13 protein-coding genes are annotated in these 18,588 nt (G+C 46.4%); 4 read left to right on the top strand and 9 right to left on the bottom strand.

Annotated elements, in window-relative coordinates; genetic code table 11:
* Nucleotides 1-1,001: 1,001 nt before the first annotated feature.
* Both R7P72_RS20160 and R7P72_RS20155 read left to right on the top strand, forming a co-directional pair.
* Nucleotides 1,002-2,573: an ABC-F family ATP-binding cassette domain-containing protein gene (locus R7P72_RS20160; protein ID WP_005382385.1), complete on the top strand. Its 1,572-nt coding sequence runs from the start codon at nt 1,002-1,004 to the stop codon at nt 2,571-2,573.
* Nucleotides 2,570-3,727, top strand: coding sequence for an MFS transporter (locus R7P72_RS20155; protein ID WP_213907340.1), 1,158 nt, complete (start codon nt 2,570-2,572; stop codon nt 3,725-3,727). The genes R7P72_RS20160 and R7P72_RS20155 overlap by 4 nt, the downstream gene beginning before the upstream one ends.
* Nucleotides 3,728-3,801: 74 nt before the next feature.
* Here the strand turns inward: R7P72_RS20155 and fis are convergent, their stop codons facing one another.
* The 9 genes from fis to R7P72_RS20110 all read right to left on the bottom strand — a co-directional run bounded on the left by fis (nt 3,802) and on the right by R7P72_RS20110 (nt 13,596).
* On the bottom strand, nt 3,802-4,098 hold the full coding sequence (gene fis / locus R7P72_RS20150; RefSeq protein ID WP_000462885.1) for a DNA-binding transcriptional regulator Fis: 297 nt from the start codon (nt 4,096-4,098) through the stop codon (nt 3,802-3,804).
* Between the two features lie 23 nt (nt 4,099-4,121).
* Nucleotides 4,122-5,090: a tRNA dihydrouridine synthase DusB gene (gene dusB / locus R7P72_RS20145; RefSeq protein ID WP_005382505.1), complete on the bottom strand. Its 969-nt coding sequence runs from the start codon at nt 5,088-5,090 to the stop codon at nt 4,122-4,124.
* 139 nt (nt 5,091-5,229) lie between these two features.
* Nucleotides 5,230-6,117 carry a 50S ribosomal protein L11 methyltransferase gene (prmA, locus tag R7P72_RS20140; protein WP_005382507.1) on the bottom strand — a complete coding sequence of 296 codons (888 nt, stop codon included), beginning with the start codon at nt 6,115-6,117 and terminating at the stop codon, nt 5,230-5,232.
* Between the two features lie 165 nt (nt 6,118-6,282).
* Nucleotides 6,283-7,626, bottom strand: a complete 1,344-nt coding sequence (gene accC, locus R7P72_RS20135; RefSeq protein ID WP_005382509.1) for an acetyl-CoA carboxylase biotin carboxylase subunit — start codon at nt 7,624-7,626, stop codon at nt 6,283-6,285.
* 14 nt (nt 7,627-7,640) lie between these two features.
* Nucleotides 7,641-8,102 carry an acetyl-CoA carboxylase biotin carboxyl carrier protein gene (gene accB, locus R7P72_RS20130; RefSeq protein ID WP_005386355.1) on the bottom strand — a complete coding sequence of 154 codons (462 nt, stop codon included), beginning with the start codon at nt 8,100-8,102 and terminating at the stop codon, nt 7,641-7,643.
* Between the two features lie 61 nt (nt 8,103-8,163).
* Nucleotides 8,164-8,613 (bottom strand): type II 3-dehydroquinate dehydratase, encoded by a 450-nt coding sequence (aroQ, locus tag R7P72_RS20125; RefSeq protein ID WP_005382360.1) that lies wholly within the window; start codon nt 8,611-8,613, stop codon nt 8,164-8,166.
* A gap of 303 nt (nt 8,614-8,916) precedes the next feature.
* The gene (gene acs / locus R7P72_RS20120; protein ID WP_005382362.1) at nt 8,917-10,869 is read right to left on the bottom strand and encodes an acetate--CoA ligase; all 1,953 of its coding nucleotides are present in this window, start codon (nt 10,867-10,869) and stop codon (nt 8,917-8,919) included.
* Between the two features lie 237 nt (nt 10,870-11,106).
* Nucleotides 11,107-11,736: a 3'-5' exonuclease gene (locus R7P72_RS20115; protein WP_005382363.1), complete on the bottom strand. Its 630-nt coding sequence runs from the start codon at nt 11,734-11,736 to the stop codon at nt 11,107-11,109.
* A 33-nt stretch (nt 11,737-11,769) separates the two neighbouring features.
* Nucleotides 11,770-13,596 carry a DUF294 nucleotidyltransferase-like domain-containing protein gene (locus R7P72_RS20110; RefSeq protein ID WP_005382365.1) on the bottom strand — a complete coding sequence of 609 codons (1,827 nt, stop codon included), beginning with the start codon at nt 13,594-13,596 and terminating at the stop codon, nt 11,770-11,772.
* Nucleotides 13,597-13,829: 233 nt separating this feature from the next.
* Between R7P72_RS20110 and R7P72_RS20105 the strand changes: the two genes are divergently transcribed.
* Together R7P72_RS20105 and R7P72_RS20100 are read left to right on the top strand one after the other, a co-directional pair.
* Entirely contained in the window at nt 13,830-15,017 is a 1,188-nt protein-coding gene (locus R7P72_RS20105; RefSeq protein ID WP_005382367.1) for a 3-phenylpropionate MFS transporter, read from the top strand.
* 133 nt (nt 15,018-15,150) lie between these two features.
* Entirely contained in the window at nt 15,151-18,582 is a 3,432-nt protein-coding gene (locus R7P72_RS20100; RefSeq protein ID WP_005382368.1) for a PAS-domain containing protein, read from the top strand.
* Nucleotides 18,583-18,588 lie beyond the last annotated feature (6 nt).

Below are 18,588 nucleotides of genomic sequence, written 5' to 3'. Positions count from 1 at the left end.
GGTAGTTCAGTTGGTTAGAATACCGGCCTGTCACGCCGGGGGTCGCGGGTTCGAGTCCCGTCCACTCCGCCACTTATATTAAGCCTCAGTCGAAAGACTGAGGCTTTTTTCGTTTTGGTTCCCCGACTTACCTTAAACCCACTTTCATATTGAAACCTTGCATCGAGAGGCCGGCTTCCCTCTGGCGATGCTTTCTAAGCCCTGTTATGAGTGAAGTGGAACGCAGTTTTGTGTGGTTTCTGCAGTCTCGAGCGCTAGTTTTGAGCCCCTGTGCTTAACTTACCAAAGCTTCCTTTATTATTACCTGGAAAATTTATTCAATAGGTTATGTTATTTTCGGGGGAGATTTCTCTGCTTTAGATGTTTTGATTTAGCCATAGGCGCTTATTAATATAAACTCAGCGCATTTAAAACTTTCCAAACATGGATTTTGTTTTGTCGATCTATTTAAGCCAGTGTCTTAAAGTATATTCGCTACTTCTTCCCTCTAACCCTCTCCAACCTTCAAAGCCACCACTACGTACGTATAACGTGAGCGGTATAGGTGCTTTCATAGCTGTGTTTGCTGAGTAAGTCGTTCACCTAGCACATTGACTGAGGAAAGGTCTTCTTTCAGTGGATCTTCGTCTAAGTCACGATAGTTTTTAATAATTATCTGGTACTTTTTATTCTAAAGGTGTACGCTTCACATCGAATATTTTTTCGACAGTAAATCATGTTATATCTCTTGTTTAAAAGCTTTGTAAGAAGGCTGAACTCCGTGCAAAAAACGCGATGAAGTGTTGCTCGGAGTCTTAAATTAATCTTCATCAGGTGTTTTATGTGTGGGTAGCTTCGCTGAAGTTATACGCAGGTGCTTGTACACCTGATAAAAGAGAAGAGATGGCCGGTGATATTTCATCATCGGCCTTTTTGTATCTGTTAAGCAGCTACAAAGCATTTCCCAGTATTGAAATAAGGGCCGGTATTGATCACCGGCCCTTTTTTATTTGGTTGAAAACATGAGTATTTTACAAGTTAAAAATTTGTCTTATCAGATAGCCGATAAGACATTATACAACAACGTGACCTTTCGTATTAACGTGGGAGAGAAAGTAGGTATCACCGGAGCGAATGGTGTTGGAAAAAGCACCTTATTGAAACTGCTTTTCGGTGAATTATCTGCAGATAAGGGCCGCATTGAATGGTTACCAAGCCTTGAGGTAGGGTATTTAGAACAACATTTTAAGATCGATAATGTGCTGACAGTTCATGAGTGTTTAAAGGGCTCTTTTGAGAGTTTATACGCTGCAGAGCAAAAGCTTTGGACTTTGTATCATGCGATGACCGAGTCTCACTCTACATCTCTTTTAAGCCAAGTCGCTCGGCTACAGGCATATTTAGAAGATGAAAACTTCTATGCAATTAATACCAAAATTGAACAAGTTGCTGTAGGTCTTGGCATTTATCAATTTGGCTTAGATACACCGCTTGTCTCGCTAAGTGGCGGTCAAAGACACAAAGTCCTTTTAGGCAGGTTGTTACTTCGCAACCCCGATGTGTTAATTCTTGATGAGCCGACAAACTATCTTGATGCTCCGCACATTGAATGGCTAGTCACGTTTCTCAATGATTACATTGGCACCGTTTTACTGGTTTCTCATGATGTTGATTTCCTTAATCAAGTAGCGACCAGTATTTGTGATATTGATTATCAAACGGTTCGAAAATACAGCGGCACTTATGTCAAAGCAATGCAGCAAAAGCATCACGATGGTGCTTTGATAGAAAAGCAATATAAGGCTCAGCAAAATGAAATTCGAAAGTTAGAGCAATTTATTGCCAAAAATGGCGCTGGAGTTAACGCGAGTCTTGCTAAAGGGCGTAAGAAAAAACTGGATAAAATCGAACGTATTCAACTGAATAATGTAGAGAAAGTATCGATGTTTGACTTTGCTTACCAGCCCATTGGGCAACCGAATGTGGTTGAGGCAAAAGCGTTGATGATCGGTTATCAGCAGCCTCTGCTTCCAGTATTTGATATCACGTTAGCGCGCGGGGAAAAGTTGGTTGTTGCTGGCTTTAACGGCGTGGGTAAGTCGACCTTACTTAAAACCCTGATGGGGAAGATCGAGCCACTCTCTGGTGAGGTGGTATTGGCAAAAGGTGCAATGATTGGTTATTTTTCTCAAGATTTGTCTTGGCGCCATCCTCAGAACACGCCTGAACAGGAGCTGTGCTCTTGTGCGCCAACAATCTCAAGCAAAGAGTCACGCAAGCTATTAGCTCGCTTTGGGATCACGGGGGATAAGACGCAGCGCCACTTAGATACATTGAGCGGTGGTGAGCAAACTCGGGTGAAACTGTGTTGTTTATCGGTTCAGAAATGCAATGTTTTGCTGTTGGACGAACCAACAACACATTTGGATAGCAGCAGCAAAAATGCGCTTAAAGAGGCTCTCCAGCGCTTTTCCGGTAGCGTGATTGTGGTATCTCATGAGAAGGCATTTTTGCAATCTTGGCCTGATAGAGTTTTAGATATTTCGTTGCTCACTTGTGCTGAATCGAAAACAGAACAGGAGGTGGAGCTATGATGCAGTCCATGATCCTATTTCTCGTTGCTTTTCTTGTTGGTGCTGATGAGTTGATGCTTGGATCTATTCTTGAACCCATCGGAAATGATTTAAGTGTTCAACCGAGTCAGGTTACCTTATTTATTACGGCATATAGTTTAGCCATAGCAATTTGCGCTCCTTACTTGGGCCGTTTATCAGACCGAGTTGGGCGTATTCGTATCATGGTGCCTGCTTGCTTTGTATTTGGGGTTGCGTCTATTACGACGGGCATAGTTCATGATTTTGAACTTGCTATTGCAACTCGAGTGATCACTGGTATTGCAAGTGCAGGCATGTTACCAATTGCATTCGCGTTAGCGGGAGACGCGAAGGGTAATAGAGCGATGCGTCAAATTGTGATGGTTCAGGCGGGATTAACGCTAGGTATGATAACTAGCCCGGCGATCGGAGCATTGTTGACCCAGCTTTTATCATGGCGTGCCGCTTTTATTATTTTGGGCGTGGCGGCTCTCTTTGTCGGTGCCATGAGCGTAGTGTCCATGAACAACAAGCATAATGAGTCCAAGAAGTCAGATACTCTGCCACCTATCACAGACGTCATTCATCTTCCATGCGCGTTGAGGGCGATTCTAGCGATGTGTTTAGGCCTAGGGGGAGGTATTGGTGTATTTAACCTGATAGGCCTTCATATTCGAGATACCAGCGAGTTGGCGCTCGGTTGGGTGGGCGCTATTTATGCTGCTCTAGGGATCGTGGGTGTGGTTGGAAATATGTGCGTGGGAAGAGCTTGCCGTTGGCTTGGTAGCTCTCGAGCTGTTATGCGAGTGGCTTTAATGGTGTGCATACCTTGCAGTGCATGGGTGTTCTCAAGTGAGATGAGTACGGTTACCGCTTATCTTCCAGCTCTAGTGCTCTGGTCTCTTGCTGGAGGGGTTGGTTCTCCGGCATTACAAGCACATATCGCAAGCTTATCTGATGAATATCGAGGTGTGTTAATGTCTTTTGGAATGAGTATGATGCACTTTGGTGTCGCGATTTGGTCTGCCTTGGCGGGCTTCGCGTATTCTGTAGGCAATGAATGGGTCGCTTTCGTGGCTTTGCTATTGTTTGGCTCAGCAGTAGTTATCTTAAAGCCAGTTGGTAATACTGAACAAAGTGAGCGTTATTCGTAGTGTTTTAGTAGATAAAGAAAAGCCGTTACCTAAAAAGGTAACGGCTTGTTCCAAATACTTTTTGAAAAACGGTCTTAGTTCATGCCGTATTTCTTAAGTTTCTTGCGAAGAGTACCGCGGTTGATACCCATCATAGTTGCTGCGCGAGTTTGGTTACCGCGAGTGTACTGCATGATAGTATCTAGTAGTGGCTGTTCAACTTCAGCTAGAACTAATTCGTATAGTTCTGTTACTTCCTGGCCGTTTAGTTGAGCAAGGTAGTTTTTAAGAGACGCTTTAACAGAGTCACGTAAAGGCTTCTGAGTAATCTGGTCTTGTGACGTTACTGTAGTTACTGTTAATGCTTCTGAAGTCAGATTTTGTTCGAACATATTCGGTCTAGCTCTTCTCTTAATTATGATGCAACGTTATCAAAATAACCTTCTAACGCCTCAATTTGCAGCGGAGCTGCGTCGATAGCGTTGAAGGTACGGCGAAACTCACTTGCCTGTTCATGCTCTTTCAGGTACCACCCAACGTGCTTGCGCGCGATACGTGGACCTAAGAACTCCCCATAAAACTCATGCAGAGCATTTACATGACCAAGCATAATGGTTTTCACTTCCTCAGTTGGAAGTTCCTCCATTGTGGTGCCGTTTTCCAAATAGTGATGGATTTCCTGGAAAATCCAAGGACGACCCTGGGCAGGGCGTCCAATCATTAAAGCGTCCGCACCGGTGTACTCCAGTACAAATTTGGCTTTCTCCGGGCTATCGATATCACCGTTCGCGATAACCGGAATTGAAATCGCCTCTTTTACCGCTTTAATGCTGTCATATTCGGCCTCACCTTTGTACATACATGCTTTCGTTCTGCCATGCAGAGCAAGAGCTTGTATGCCGCAGTTTTCGGCTAATTTAGCGATCTGGACACAGTTCTTGTTGTCTGTATCCCAGCCAGTTCGAGTCTTTAACGTTACAGGAACGTCCACTGCATTCACGACCGCTTTCAAAATCTCTTCGATAATGTTTGGGTATTGAAGCAGAGCAGAGCCCGCTAGCTTCTTATTCACTTTTTTTGCCGGGCAGCCCATGTTGATGTCGATGATTTGTGCACCGTTCTCAACACTGAATTGAGCTGCGTCCGCCATAAGCTGTGGATCGGAACCCGCAATCTGTACAGAGCGAATGCCCGATTCGCCCTCGTGTACCATGCGCTGTTTCGACTTTGACGTTCCCCATAGTTTTGGGTTAGCAGACATCATTTCACTGACGGCCATTCCCGCACCATAGCGAAGACACAACTCGCGAAACGGTCTATCCGTTACACCAGCCATAGGGGCTACGATTAGATTGTTCTTAAGTTGATAGTTTCCGATTTTCAAAACGTCATCACAGTTCTGTACCAGCAAGGGCGCGCATTTTACGCATTTTTTCACTGCGTGAAAAGACTAATATTTGAGCATTTACAAATTGTTTTTGTAAATTGTATGAATTTCAAACAATTAGCTCTGAAAACCTTGTCTAGCCTTGCTTACGACCAGAGATGCGACACCATTCACTTTGCTCAACAATCGGGTCAATGTGAAGCTCGTCACGGTAATAGTTCGCAACATCTTCAGCTTGAGTGTCTAATACGCCGGACATAGCGAGGTCGCCATTTGGCTTAACTAGTCCTTTGATGATAGGTGCAAGTTCACGTAAAGGTCCCGCAAGGATGTTGGCCACAACGACGTCAGCGACGAGACCTTCTGGTTGATTTTGCGGTAAGTAAACTTCTAGTTTGTCTGCAACGCCATTACGCTCAGCATTGTCTTTTGAAGCAAGCAGGGCTTGAGGATCAATGTCGATCCCTATCACTTTTTCAGCGCCCAGTTTGATCGCTGCGATCGCAAGAATACCTGAGCCACAACCGAAGTCGATAACGGTCTTACCGCTTAAGTCCATGCTTTCTAGCCACTCAAGACAAAGTGCTGTTGTAGGGTGAGTACCCGTACCGAATGCAAGGCCTGGATCCAACATAACATTAACAGCGTCAGGATCTGGAATGTCGCGCCAGCTTGGGCAAATCCATAGGCGTTCACCAAATTTCATTGGGTGGAAGTTTTCCATCCATTCGCGTTCCCAGTCTTTATCTTCAAGCTGTTCTACTTTGTAAGCAAAATTGTCAGCCAGCATATTGCTCGCTTTAATTTGGTCGATGATGAAGTTAGTGTCTGCTTCTGCATCATACAGTGCCAGAATATCAGTATCGCCCCATAAGCGAGTTTCGCCAGGTAGAGGTTCGAATACAGGTGTATCCTGCGCGTCTAAGAATGTAACAGACAGCGCGCCAGTCTCTTCCATTAGCATATCGCCGATTTGCTCAGCGTTTTCATTGGTCGCGTTGAGTTTGATTTGAATCCAAGGCATTGGTTTTTGCTCTTAAAGTGAATGAAGTGGCGCAGAGTTTACCAGAACTCTACGATTTGTTTGAGTATATACCCAAATAAGCCGATTTATATGTTGAGCCCTTTGCGTACATATAAAACAAAAATGCCCACGGGAGTGGGCATTTTTTAAGACGTTTGCTTAGGCTTATTGTAAGCCAAGCTTCTTCTCTAGGTAGTGGATGTTTGCACCACCGTGTTGGAAGTTTTCGTCATTCATAATGGAGAATTGCAGTGGCACGTTAGTTTTGATGCCTTCGATGATCATCTCACCCAGTGCGTTTTTCATACGTGCAATCGCTACATCACGGTTCTCACCGTAAGTGATCAGTTTACCAATCATTGAATCGTAATGAGGTGGTACTGTGTAGCCTGTGTAGATATGAGATTCCCAACGTACACCCATACCGCCAGGAGCGTGGAAACGCTCGATCTTACCCGGAGATGGTAGGAAGCGCTCAGGGTCTTCTGCGTTGATACGACACTCAATCGCATGGCCACGGATCTTAATATCATCTTGAGTGAATGACAGAGGCTGACCCGCTGCAACACGAAGCTGTTCTTTGATTAGGTCGATGCCAGTAACCATCTCTGTTACTGGGTGCTCTACCTGAATACGAGTGTTCATTTCGATGAAGTAGAACTCACCGTTCTCGTATAGGAATTCAAACGTACCTGCGCCGCGGTAACCGATCTCGATACATGCACGAGTACAGCGTTCACCGATGTACTTACGCATTTCTTCGGTGATACCAGGTGCTGGAGCTTCTTCCACTACTTTTTGGTGACGGCGTTGCATTGAACAGTCACGCTCACCAAGGTGGATTGCGCCGCCTTGACCGTCAGCAATAACCTGAACTTCAACGTGACGAGGGTTTTCTAGGAATTTCTCCATGTAAACCATGTCATTGTTGAACGCCGCTTTTGCTTCAGCACGTGTCATTGCAATGGCTTGGATAAGGTCTTTCTCTGCTCGAACAACACGCATACCACGACCGCCGCCGCCGCCAGATGCTTTGATGATTACTGGGTAACCAATGCGCTTAGCAAATGCTTTGTTTTTCTCTTCGTCATTGTCTAGAGGGCCGTCAGAACCCGGTACACAAGGAACGCCTGCTTTCTTCATTGCATTGATAGCAGATACTTTATCGCCCATTAGGCGGATAGTGTCTGCCTTTGGACCAACGAAGATGAAACCACTGCGCTCAACTTGCTCTGCGAAGTCTGCGTTCTCAGACAGGAAGCCGTAACCTGGGTGGATAGCAACAGCACCAGTCACTTCTGCTGCAGAAATGATGCGTGGAATGTTTAGGTAGCTGTCGATACCACGAGCAGGGCCGATACATACGGTTTCGTCTGCGAGCAGTACGTGCTTAAGATCGCGGTCAGCTGTCGAGTGAACAGCGACGGTCTTAATACCTAATTCTTTACAAGCGCGAAGAATACGAAGTGCAATTTCACCTCGGTTCGCGATGACTACTTTGTCTAGCATAAGGCAAGCCCCGCTTATTCGATTACAACAAGAGGTTGGTCGAATTCAACTGGTTGGCCGTCTTCAGCTAGGATTGCTGTAACAACGCCAGATTTGTCCGCTTCGATTTGGTTCATCATTTTCATTGCTTCAACAATACATAGAGTATCGCCAGCATTTACTTTCTGACCCACTTCTACGAATGCTTTAGAGTCTGGGCTTGGAGAGCGGTAGAAAGTACCAACCATTGGAGAAAGAACTTGGTGACCTGCAGGTGTTGCTGCTGGAGCTTCTGCTGCTGGCGCTTCCGCTACTGGTGCCGCTGCTACTGGAGCAGGTGCCGCCGCTGGAGCTGCTGCGTAGTGAATTGGTGCTTGAGGGGCAGCAGTGCCATGACGGCTGATGCGCACTGACTCTTCACCTTCAGAGATCTCTAGCTCAGCAATGCCAGACTCTTCAACTAACTCAATTAGCTTCTTGATTTTACGAATATCCATCTTTTCTTTCTCTTTTATCTTGTGATTAAGACAACCCTCGTAGGGTTGCAGAGTGTTAGGGTTACTTTGCCTGTAGCTTATTGATCGCTGCAGACAGAGCAAATTCATAACCTTGTGCGCCTAAACCGCAAATCACACCCTCTGCTTTATCTGACAGGTAAGAGTGATGACGGAATGGTTCACGTGCGTGCACATTTGATAAGTGCACCTCAATAAATGGGATGGCGACGCCAAGTAATGCATCTCGCAGCGCCACACTAGTATGAGTGAAAGCCGCTGGATTGATGATGATGAAGTCAATCTTGCCATAGGCAGCGTGAATGGCTTCAATCAGTTCGTACTCACGATTTGATTGTAGGTGTTCCAGTTCTACCCCAGCGTTATGGGCTTGCTCTGTAAGAGTATCCACAACTTGAGCTAAGGTACTGTGACCATAGTGTGTCGGTTCGCGCAGACCCAATAGATTAAGATTTGGTCCGTTTAGAACAAGAATCCGTGACTTTGCAGACATTGTGTTGCTATCTTCCCTTATCGTGAGTGGAACGTTTATATTCCCAAATATACGATAGTTCAGCACGATTTTTTTGTTAAAACCGAGCAAATTTTAAAAAATCGACCAAGATTATAGCTAATTCATAGCAATTAGCAGCAATTTACTGGTCTAATCTCCTAATAGCCACTCTCGTTTCTGTAACCAAGTTAACAAAAACAACATAATTGCCATATTTTTTGTGTGGCCAATTTGTGCACTAAAGCAAAAAACCGCCATGAGTGATGGCGGTTTTTAAAGTGCTTTTAAAACAGTTGGTTGAATTTATGCCAATTCTGCTTTCTCTGCGATAAGTTTATCTACAACGCTCGGATCGGCAAGCGTTGATGTGTCTCCGAGGTTGCTAGTATCACCCGTTGCAATTTTACGCAGGATTCGACGCATGATCTTACCAGAACGAGTCTTCGGTAAGGAATCCGTCCAGTGCAGTACATCTGGTGTTGCAATTGGACCAATTTCTTTACGCACCCAATCTTTCACTTCTTTGTGTAGCTCTGCTGACGGGAATTCACCATCGTTCAAGGTAATGTAAGCGTAGATAGCTTGGCCTTTGATATCATGCGGAATGCCCACAATAGCGGCCTCAGCAATTTTATGATGTGCGACAAGAGCCGATTCTATTTCAGCGGTACCCATGCGGTGACCCGACACGTTTAGTACGTCATCAACACGGCCCGTGATCCAGTAGTAACCGTCTTCGTCACGACGAGCCCCATCACTAGTAAAGTACATTCCCTTAAAGGTTGAGAAGTAGGTCTGTTCAAAGCGCTCGTGGTCGCCATAAACAGTACGCATCTGACCTGGCCATGAATCAAGGATCACCAAGTTACCTTCTGCTGCGGTTTCTTCAATGATGTTGCCCATGTTATCAACCAGTGCAGGTTGGACTCCGAAGAATGGTCGAGTTGCTGAGCCTGGTTTTAAATCTGTTGCGCCTGGTAGTGGTGCAATTAAGATACCGCCGGTCTCTGTTTGCCACCAAGTATCAACGATAGGCGAGCTCTCGTTACCAATCGTTTTGTAGTACCACTCCCACGCTTCAGGGTTGATAGGCTCACCTACTGAACCCATCACACGTAAGCTTGAACGAGATGTCCCTGCTACCGCTTCGTTACCTTTTGCCATTAGTGCACGAATAGCGGTTGGCGCAGTGTAGAGAATGTTCACTTGGTGCTTATCAACCACTTCACTCATACGGGCCGTGCTTGGGTAGTTTGGAACACCTTCAAACAGAATGGTTTTGGCCCCGTTCGCTAGTGGACCATAAATTAGGTAAGTATGGCCTGTAATCCAGCCCACATCCGCGGTACACCAGAAGGTTTCTCCTGGTTGATAATCGAAGACATATTTAAAGGTCATTGCCGCGTAGACGAGGTAACCGCCTGTAGTATGTAGTACGCCTTTAGGTTTACCTGTCGAGCCAGATGTGTAGAGGATGAACAGCGGGTCTTCGGCTTTCATCTCTTCTGGTGGGCAAACGTCAGAAACGTTGGCTGTTGCTTCGTGCCACCAAACATCACGGTGTTCATGCCATTCAACATCACCACCTGTACGTTTAAGCACGACGACTTTATTGATGGTTTTTACGTCTGGGTTGGTTAGTGCTTCATCCACGTTCTTTTTCAGTGGAACAGCGCGTCCGCCACGTACGCCTTCGTCTGCGGTGATCACGACTTTAGCGTCAGAGTCGATGATACGGCCGGATAGCGCTTCTGGTGAGAAACCGCCAAATACTACGGTGTGAACCGCACCAATACGGGTACAAGCGAGCATAGCCACTGCAGCTTCTGGCACCATTGGCATGTATAGACACACCACGTCGCCCTTGCGTACGCATTGCTCTTTCAATGCGTTGGAGAATTTACACACTTCTTTGTGCAGTTCGTTGAAAGTGAGTGTTTTGTCGTCGGCTGGATCATCGCCTTCCCAAATGATGGCGACGTCATCCCCGTGTTCTGCAAGATGACGGTCAATACAGTTAGCCGAGACGTTCAGTGTGCCATCTTCAAACCAGCGAATATCAACATGGCCAGTGTCGAAAGAAGTGCTTTTTACTTTGGTGAAAGGTTTGATCCAATCAACGATTTTGCCGTGTTCGTTCCAGAAGCCCTCTGGATCGGTTACCGACTGCTGATACATGGCTAAGTAAGTATCATTATCCGCGTGTGTATGAGTTTTAATATTTTCTTTTACCGGATAAACGTGGGCTTCGCTCATGGCTTCTCTCCTTGTGCCTTATTTCTCGGCCTTACACCAATCTAGATAAGATTTTGAATATATTTTTGTAGGGCTGTTTTTTGGTTCTAAATAACTTGGTCGTGGTAATGACGACGTTGTGCTTATAACTGTCAGTCACCGCGCGTATTTCCACAATTAGACTTTAGGATGAGAGTGATAGAAGCGCCGGGAAATCGCTGAAACAAAAGTATTTCTGGGAGCTAGGTCAACTGATTTTTATGTATACGGTGCGGTTAGGTTGGGTAAATCGCCTTTCGTTAAGCGGACAAAGACCAAAGCGGCAGAAATCGCGTCTTGCAAGGCGTCGTGTTTGTCTTGGATAGGAAGTTCGAGGTGTTTACAAATGGCATCCAGACTTAAGTCGAAATAGGCATTCGGCAAATGTCGTTCCAACTTATCGTGATAAATCTGACTGACCTCGATGAGTGGGTTAGGAAGTGGGAAGCCAAGTTGCCTCAGACAAGCAAGGTCTAAGATCTTTTTATCGTAACGAATGTGATAGCCCACAAGTGGTCGGTTGCCGATAAAGTCGAGCAGCTCGAGCAGCGCCTCTTTTTCACTGATGCCATCGACTAAGTCTTGGTGGCGAATTCGATGGATCTTGACCGAGCCAGAGTCGAGCGATTGCGGCGCGCGTAAGCGGACTTCAAATGGTTGACTGGTGATGATGCGGTTGTCGATGATCTTGGTGGCTGCAATAGTCACCAGCTCGGCGCGATTTGGGTCAAGGCTGGTGGTTTCGCAGTCAAGAGAGACGTATTCTGTTTTATCTGGCGTGCAAAACAGCGACTGATAAGGCGAGCCTTTCAATTTGTAATGCCAGTATTTGCGTTGTAACCAGTTCATTGCTTACGCCTCTGTGATTTATGAAAATCAGGGTTAATCACGAATTTGATAATGGAAGCCTAAAAATTGCTTAAATTTCTTCACCACATGTAAGCTGTGGCGAAGCAAATCACGCTCAGTTCTATCCAGTTGTTTAATATCAATGTTATTCAACGCTTCTTGCTTTTTGAGTTGCTGATTAAGGCGAAGTTTAAAGAACAATTTCAGTGCTTCGTTGAGATTATCTGCCGTTTCGGATTCTAAGATGCGCTTATTTCTCAGAGCTTCAATGCGCTCAAACGTGTTCTTCTCCTCAATGGCATATTCCAAAGACAAGGTGCGAATGCCGTGTACAATTGGGAAAATACCGCCGCGTTTAATGTCCAATCCGTCTTTAGCACTTTTTACGTTGCCAAATAGAGTTAGGGGCACCGAAAACTGCAAGGCAGGGCGAGTAAAGTCAGACAATATCAACATGCGATCTTTCATTGTGTCACGAAGATGCGCCGCAATTGGAGCCAGCAGCTCGCAATTCCCAGCAACAGCATGGGCGTCACTGAAAATAGCTAAGTCCATGATTTGTTCTGGTTCGGCTTTAGCTATCCAGTGGTTTAGGGTACTTATCCATTCTTGCTGTGTTTTGACCCATTTCGGGTTGTTAACCATCACTTTACCAGGGCAAAGTGGATAACCGAGCTGTTGTAGGGTGTGTGTGAAGGATTGCATCACTTGTTCGCAATGAGGCCATTCCAAACCATCTTGAATAATCAGGGCATTGTCTTGATCGGTTTTGAGAATTTGCTCTCCTCGGCCTTCAGAGCCGAGTACGATCAAGCAACAATGGTCGTGCAAGGCTGGTGGTATCACTAACTCGAACGCTTTCTCGATAATTTGTTCGTTTACGGCTGAGATAAGCTCCATGATGAAGCGAGTGCGGATGCCGTTTTTCAATAAGCTCTCGACCAATTGACGTTGGCGGTTTGAGGCCAAAGCGAGCTCTTCCACGCTGCTTGCTCGAGCAATACTGAGCGTTAACACGTGAGAGTGGGTTGAGAACGCGCTGAGAATTTGGGTCATATCCAGCATGCCGACGGCTCGGTTGCCTTCACATACCATGAGGCGTTTCATTCTATTTCTGGTCATTGTGATCATGGCGTTGAATAGAAAGTCACCATCATCAACGTGATAAACAGGAAAGCTCGCGATCTCACCCACTGGTGTGTCGAGCGCGCAACCATCTATCATCACAGAATGCAGCATATTAGTACGAGTCACTATTGCGTACGGGTGGGCTGATGGCCATTTTTCCAATCGTGGATCATCGCCATGGAGTTGAACCAATGCAGCGTCAATCCCATTTTCTTTTAAGGAACGTGTTACCTCGTTAATTGGTGTATTTGGTTCAAGGATCATCGGTGGGTGATAAATGCTGCGGTCAACTTTAGTGAGAATAAACTCCGCTAAGTTTTGCTGTTGATGGGCCGCTTCGATGAGCTCTTGCCGTTTCGATAAATTGTTATCGAAATAGGCTGCAAACTGGCCATTTTCGTTGTAAAGGGCAAGGAAAACTTCTTTCGGCAGTAGGTAAGAGAGCGTGTCCTCAAGCGCGATGTAGTGATGACGTACCTTGTCTTCAAGTAACGAGCGTACATCGAACATATCGTCGTTGGCATAATGTGCGAACACTTCCTGTTGATCGTTGGAGCGCTCTTCTACCGCGCCTTTGATCAGAATATGTAAGTGGGGGTTCTTCTGTCCGCAGGATAAAATAACATCTCGAGCTCGATAGTAGGCGACGTCCAGAGACGATCGCAGTCGCGATTGTTGTGCTTCAGTTAAGCGATCGAACGGTGGAGATTGCATGTTAAATTTGTCAGGCATGAGAACACCCAATAATGATGGAAGGAACACTCTCTAAGTCTGACAAATTTCTTACCGGAAGCCAGACGACTTTGGTCTAAATTACGATGTTTTCGTTTGAAGATGCCAAATGTCGCAAAGTTAGTATTCCATCGAGGAAACGATAAGTTTCTTATTCTTCCCTTTTTATAATACGCATGGCGATCCATAATTCCCGGCTCGAACGTTGGTGTTCCCGTTTTAGGATATTAGTAATGTTGAAACCTTCTCCGTATGGCTGGATTTCCCAGTACTTTCTCGGATTCTTCTTTGCGTATGGCGTGTATCTGCCATTTTGGTCACTTTGGTTTAAGGATCAGGGCGTATCTTCGACAGATATCGGTTTGCTGGTCGGGTTAGGCCTTGCGACACGTTGTGTTGCCAATATCGTGATCACCCCACGAGTACACAAAGTCGAACATCTTATGCCTGCTTTACGTTGGTTGAGTTTCGCTGCCCTCCTTTTTGTTGGATTTCACTTTTTTACGGGTGGTAGCTTTTGGTTAATGGCACTAGCGACAGTGTTGTTCAATCTTTGTTGTGGACCGATTATTCCGTTGTCGGACGCGATGGCAAATTACTACGCTCGCCTGAAAATGCTCGATTATGGCCGCACGCGGCTATGGGGTTCGATCGCCTTTATCGCAGGCTCGACGGCAGTGGGCTACCTGGTGGCTGAATTTGGCTCCGATATGATCTTGTACACTGCGATGTTCGGCGTGTTTATCTCGTTGCTGTTTGCTATGCGACCGACTAACCCAATGCCTGTAACGCATGGTGGGCAAAGCGCAGAACGTCCAAAGCTGACCGCTCTTTTGACTGACAAACCGATACTAAAATTCTTAGTGTTGGTGTCACTAATTCAGGGCAGTCATGCGGCTTACTACGGCTTTAGTGCGATTCACTGGAAGGCCGCTGGTCACTCGGAAGATGTCATTGGCTACTTGTGGAGCTTAGGAGTGGCCGCAGAAGTGGCAGTGTTTGCACTGAGTAAGCGCTTATTCGTAGGTTGGTCAATACGCGCGCTGTTTATTGCTGCTGCCGTTGGTGTAATGATGCGTTGGGGTATTACGGCGTCGACAACATCGATTATTGCTTTGGTGATTGTTCAACTACTACATGGTGTGACTTTCGCTACCGCACACATTGCCGCGATCCAATATATCCAAAACTCCGAAGAAAATAAGATCGTAGCGTTGCAAGCGTTGTATAACGCGATTCCGTTGGGCGCATTTATCGCGTTAATGACCGTATTGAGTGGTTGGGGTTATGAGCACTGGGGACCGCTTGTGTTCTGGGGCATGGCCGCGATGGGGTTATTGGCTCTGTTCATCAAGCTTGATTCGCAAGACCCACATCAGGTGGTTGATGTATCAGACAAGCCACTTGAAACTCAGAATTAGACTTATGTAACAAAGGTTAAAAACTAAGCTTTGTCTCCTTTATCAAAGCAGTGTTAAATAAACCTCTCCCTCATGGAGAGGTTTTTTATTCTCTTGCTTTAAAAGTAGCAAGAAAGGCAAGAAAGGATATCGGATGCAAGGATGGCTGGTGGTTCCCGTTTCTTTAGCGTATTTGGGAGCTTTATTTATCATCGCGTGGTACGGCGACATTCAGAAAAGGTGGCTAGCGAGCTGGCGGCCTTGGATTTATAGCCTTTCCATTGCGGTGTACTGTACATCGTGGACCTTCTACGGCACGGTCGGGCAAGCCAGCAGTAATCCTTGGTCTTTCTTGCCCATCTATATCGCCCCCATTTTAGTGTTTACCATCGGATGGCGCGTTTTAGCTCGGCTTATTTTGATTGCTAAACGGGAACACATCACGTCGATTGCTGACTTTATCGGAGCACGCTACGGTAAATCCCAAGGTTTGGCCGTGGTTGTTACGCTCATAGCGGTTGCGGGAATTTTGCCGTACATCGCTTTACAGCTGCGTGGTATCACTATGGGGCTTGAAATCATTGCACCAGAGCTGGCTACTGATTTTGGTTATCAAAACGATAGCGTGTCGTGGTTTGTTGTGGTCGCATTGGCGATTTTTACGATGCTATTCGGTACCCGCCACATTGATAACACGGAACACCATCGTGGGATGATGATGGCAATTGCCTTCGAATCCATTATCAAACTGCTGGCTTTTTTAGTGGTTGGTGTCTTCATTGTTTGGTTGGCGATGAACACCGAGAATTTGAGCTTACTTGATGTTGCCGAACAGACGTATCAGTCACCAAATATCCCGACTATATTGATTCATACTGTACTCACGATGCTGGCGATCGTTTGCCTTCCGCGACAATTCCATACGATGGTGGTGGAAAATGAACGTGCTCAAGATTTGCATGTGGCTCGTTGGTTGTTCCCCATTTATCTGATCTTAATGGGGATTTTTGTTTTACCTATTGCGTGGGTAGGGCAAGGTCTCTTGAGTGGCGCTTCGCCTGATACTTATGTCATCAGTGTGCCGATGTCGGTAGGGGCGAGTGAAATCGCCTTGCTTGCGTTTCTAGGCGGTACTTCAGCGGCAAGTGGCATGGTTATCGTATCGACGATTGCCTTAGCGATCATGGTCTCGAATGACTTGGTTATGCCATTGCTATTGCGTCGCATGCGACTGACGCAGCGTAACCATCACCATTTTTCTGAATTATTACTGCGGATCCGCCGTGGTTTGATTTTAGTTTTGTTGATTGGCGCGTGGTGTTTCTATCAAGCGTTGGACACCATTCATTCACTTTCTGCTATCGGCTTTCTCTCGTTCGCGGCTATCACGCAATTCGCTCCTGCGCTGGTTGGCGGTATGTATTGGCGTCAAGGGAATAAGAAAGGTGTGTATGTTGGCCTCGCGGTGGGTTTTGCTACCTGGTTGATTACGTTAATGAGCCAAACAGACATGCTTGCCGGAGACGCCAGTAATAACTTCCTGATCTGGTTGATTACGCCACCAGAGGTATTGGCTAGCTTTGATATCGCGATTTCAGATTGGGGGATGATCCTCAGCGTGGTCGCTAATGCAGTGTGTTTTGTTGTGGTTTCTATGGCTACCCGACCAAGCCTAAGTGAGCGCTTACAATCGGCATCATTCGTTGGTACACCGCTGCCTGAAAGCGAAAATATGAGCCTGTACCAGAGCCGCGTTACGGTTGCGGAACTGGAAATGCTAGCGTCCAGATTTGTAGGACGAACGCGAGTTAAAGCGGCGTTTCAAGCCTACTGGAGCCAGCAACGAGAAGAGTTAATGCCGAATCAGCAAGCGCCATCTTCTCTGATTCGGCATACGGAGCGTGTGCTGGCAGGGGTATTTGGTGCATCTTCTGCTAAGTTAGTGCTTACTTCTGCTCTGCAAGGAAGAAACATGCAGCTTGAAGAGGTGGCGACTATCGTCGATGAAGCCTCTGAACTGTACGATTTTAGTCGGGGTTTACTCCAAGGCGCGATTGAGCATATTGGGCAAGGTATTGCGGTCGTCGATAAGCAACTACGCTTGGTAGCGTGGAACCAACGCTATTTAGAACTCTTTGAATTTCCGCCAGGCTTGATTCAAGTAGGTCGACCGATTGCGGATGTGATTCGGCACAATGCAGAGCAGGGGTTGTGTGGCCCTGGTGACCCTGATGACCACGTCCGTCGCCGTGTTTATCACCTTGAGCAAGGGACTCGGCACACCTCTTCTCGGGTTCGTCCCGATGGTCGCGTGATAGAGGTGCAAGGTAACCCAATGCCAGGTGGTGGCTTTGTGATGAGCTTTACCGACATCACCGTATTCCGTGATGCAGAGCAAGCACTGAAAGACGCCAACGAGACATTGGAAGAAAGGGTACGTCTGCGGACTCGAGAATTAGAACAACTTAACAAGCAGCTGGTGGAAGCGACGCAGCGCTCGGATTTGGAATCGAAGTCCAAATCACGGTTCTTGGCGGCAGTAAGCCATGACTTGATGCAACCGCTCAACGCGGCGCGTCTATTCGCATCTTCACTATCGGAAGTCGCCAAAGACAGCGAAGCCAAAAAGCTGTCAGCACACATTGAAAGTGCTTTAGAGGCTGCCGAAGACTTAATTGGAGATTTGCTGGATATCTCGCGTTTGGAATCGGGCAAGTTGGAAGTCAACGTGCATGGCTTTGCGTTAAATGATGTGTTATCGAATTTGAATGCTGAGTTTAGTGCGTTAGCCAAACAGCAAGGTATAGAGTTCACCATGATTCCGTCCTCACTCATGGTTAAGTCGGATCCCAAACTGCTGCGCCGTGTGGTGCAAAACTTCCTGACCAATGCGTTTCGTTATAACCCGAATGGCAAAGTCGCACTCGGTGTTCGCCGCGTGAAAGGGCGAGTGCGTATTGATGTATGGGATAATGGAGTGGGGATTGAAGAAGAGAAGCAGCAAGAGATTTTTGAAGAGTTTAATCGCGGAACTCAAGTTCGTTCCGACCAAGGTCTCGGACTTGGTTTGGCGATTTCGAAAGGAATTGCTCAGGTACTTGGGCATGAAATTTCGATGCGCTCTTGGGTTGGAAAAGGCAGTGTTTTTTCCATCACCCTAGATAAAGCTGATCATGTTCAGCCTCATCCAGTTCACGTGGCAATGAGTAAGCAATCTGAACTTGGTCATCTGAGAATCCTATGTGTCGATAATGAGCCTGACATTCTAGTCGGCATGGAAAACTTACTTTCCCGATGGGGCTGCGATACACGAGTTGCGATTGATTTAGTTGAAAGTCTACAAGCGCTTGAGGATGGTTGGATTCCGGATGTAATTTTCTCCGATTACCGACTTGATGATGGTCGTACTGGTTTAGAAGTGCTACAGCAATGCCGCCTGAGATTAGGCCACAGCTTTGAAGGCGTCATCATCAGTGCAGATCGTACCGATGATATGCTTGATGGCATCAAAGCAAATGGGTTCAGCTTTATTGCTAAGCCAGTTAAGCCGCTTAAGCTGCGTTCGGTGCTCAATCGAGTCGCTTAGGATTGG

Origin of the sequence: Vibrio sp. Vb0888 (assembly GCF_033338835.1) — a bacterium.
GTDB lineage: Bacteria > Pseudomonadota > Gammaproteobacteria > Enterobacterales > Vibrionaceae > Vibrio > Vibrio alginolyticus.
Note: the sequence above shows the minus strand (reverse complement) of the source record. Positions and strands in the feature narration are given on the sequence as shown.

Excerpts from the sequence above, each read along its gene's own strand:
- R7P72_RS20115 (WP_005382363.1), bottom strand. The coding sequence starts at position 11,736 with ATGAACTGGTTACAACGCAAATACTGGCATTACAAATTGAAAGGCTCG.
- acs (WP_005382362.1), bottom strand. The coding sequence starts at position 10,869 with ATGAGCGAAGCCCACGTTTATCCGGTAAAAGAAAATATTAAAACTCAT.
- R7P72_RS20155 (WP_213907340.1), top strand. The coding sequence starts at position 2,570 with ATGATGCAGTCCATGATCCTATTTCTCGTTGCTTTTCTTGTTGGTGCT.
- R7P72_RS20110 (WP_005382365.1), bottom strand. The coding sequence starts at position 13,596 with ATGCCTGACAAATTTAACATGCAATCTCCACCGTTCGATCGCTTAACT.
- prmA (WP_005382507.1), bottom strand. The coding sequence starts at position 6,117 with ATGCCTTGGATTCAAATCAAACTCAACGCGACCAATGAAAACGCTGAG.
- accB (WP_005386355.1), bottom strand. The coding sequence starts at position 8,102 with ATGGATATTCGTAAAATCAAGAAGCTAATTGAGTTAGTTGAAGAGTCT.
- R7P72_RS20100 (WP_005382368.1), top strand. The coding sequence starts at position 15,151 with ATGCAAGGATGGCTGGTGGTTCCCGTTTCTTTAGCGTATTTGGGAGCT.
- accC (WP_005382509.1), bottom strand. The coding sequence starts at position 7,626 with ATGCTAGACAAAGTAGTCATCGCGAACCGAGGTGAAATTGCACTTCGT.
- aroQ (WP_005382360.1), bottom strand. The coding sequence starts at position 8,613 with ATGTCTGCAAAGTCACGGATTCTTGTTCTAAACGGACCAAATCTTAAT.
- R7P72_RS20160 (WP_005382385.1), top strand. The coding sequence starts at position 1,002 with ATGAGTATTTTACAAGTTAAAAATTTGTCTTATCAGATAGCCGATAAG.
- fis (WP_000462885.1), bottom strand. The coding sequence starts at position 4,098 with ATGTTCGAACAAAATCTGACTTCAGAAGCATTAACAGTAACTACAGTA.
- R7P72_RS20105 (WP_005382367.1), top strand. The coding sequence starts at position 13,830 with ATGTTGAAACCTTCTCCGTATGGCTGGATTTCCCAGTACTTTCTCGGA.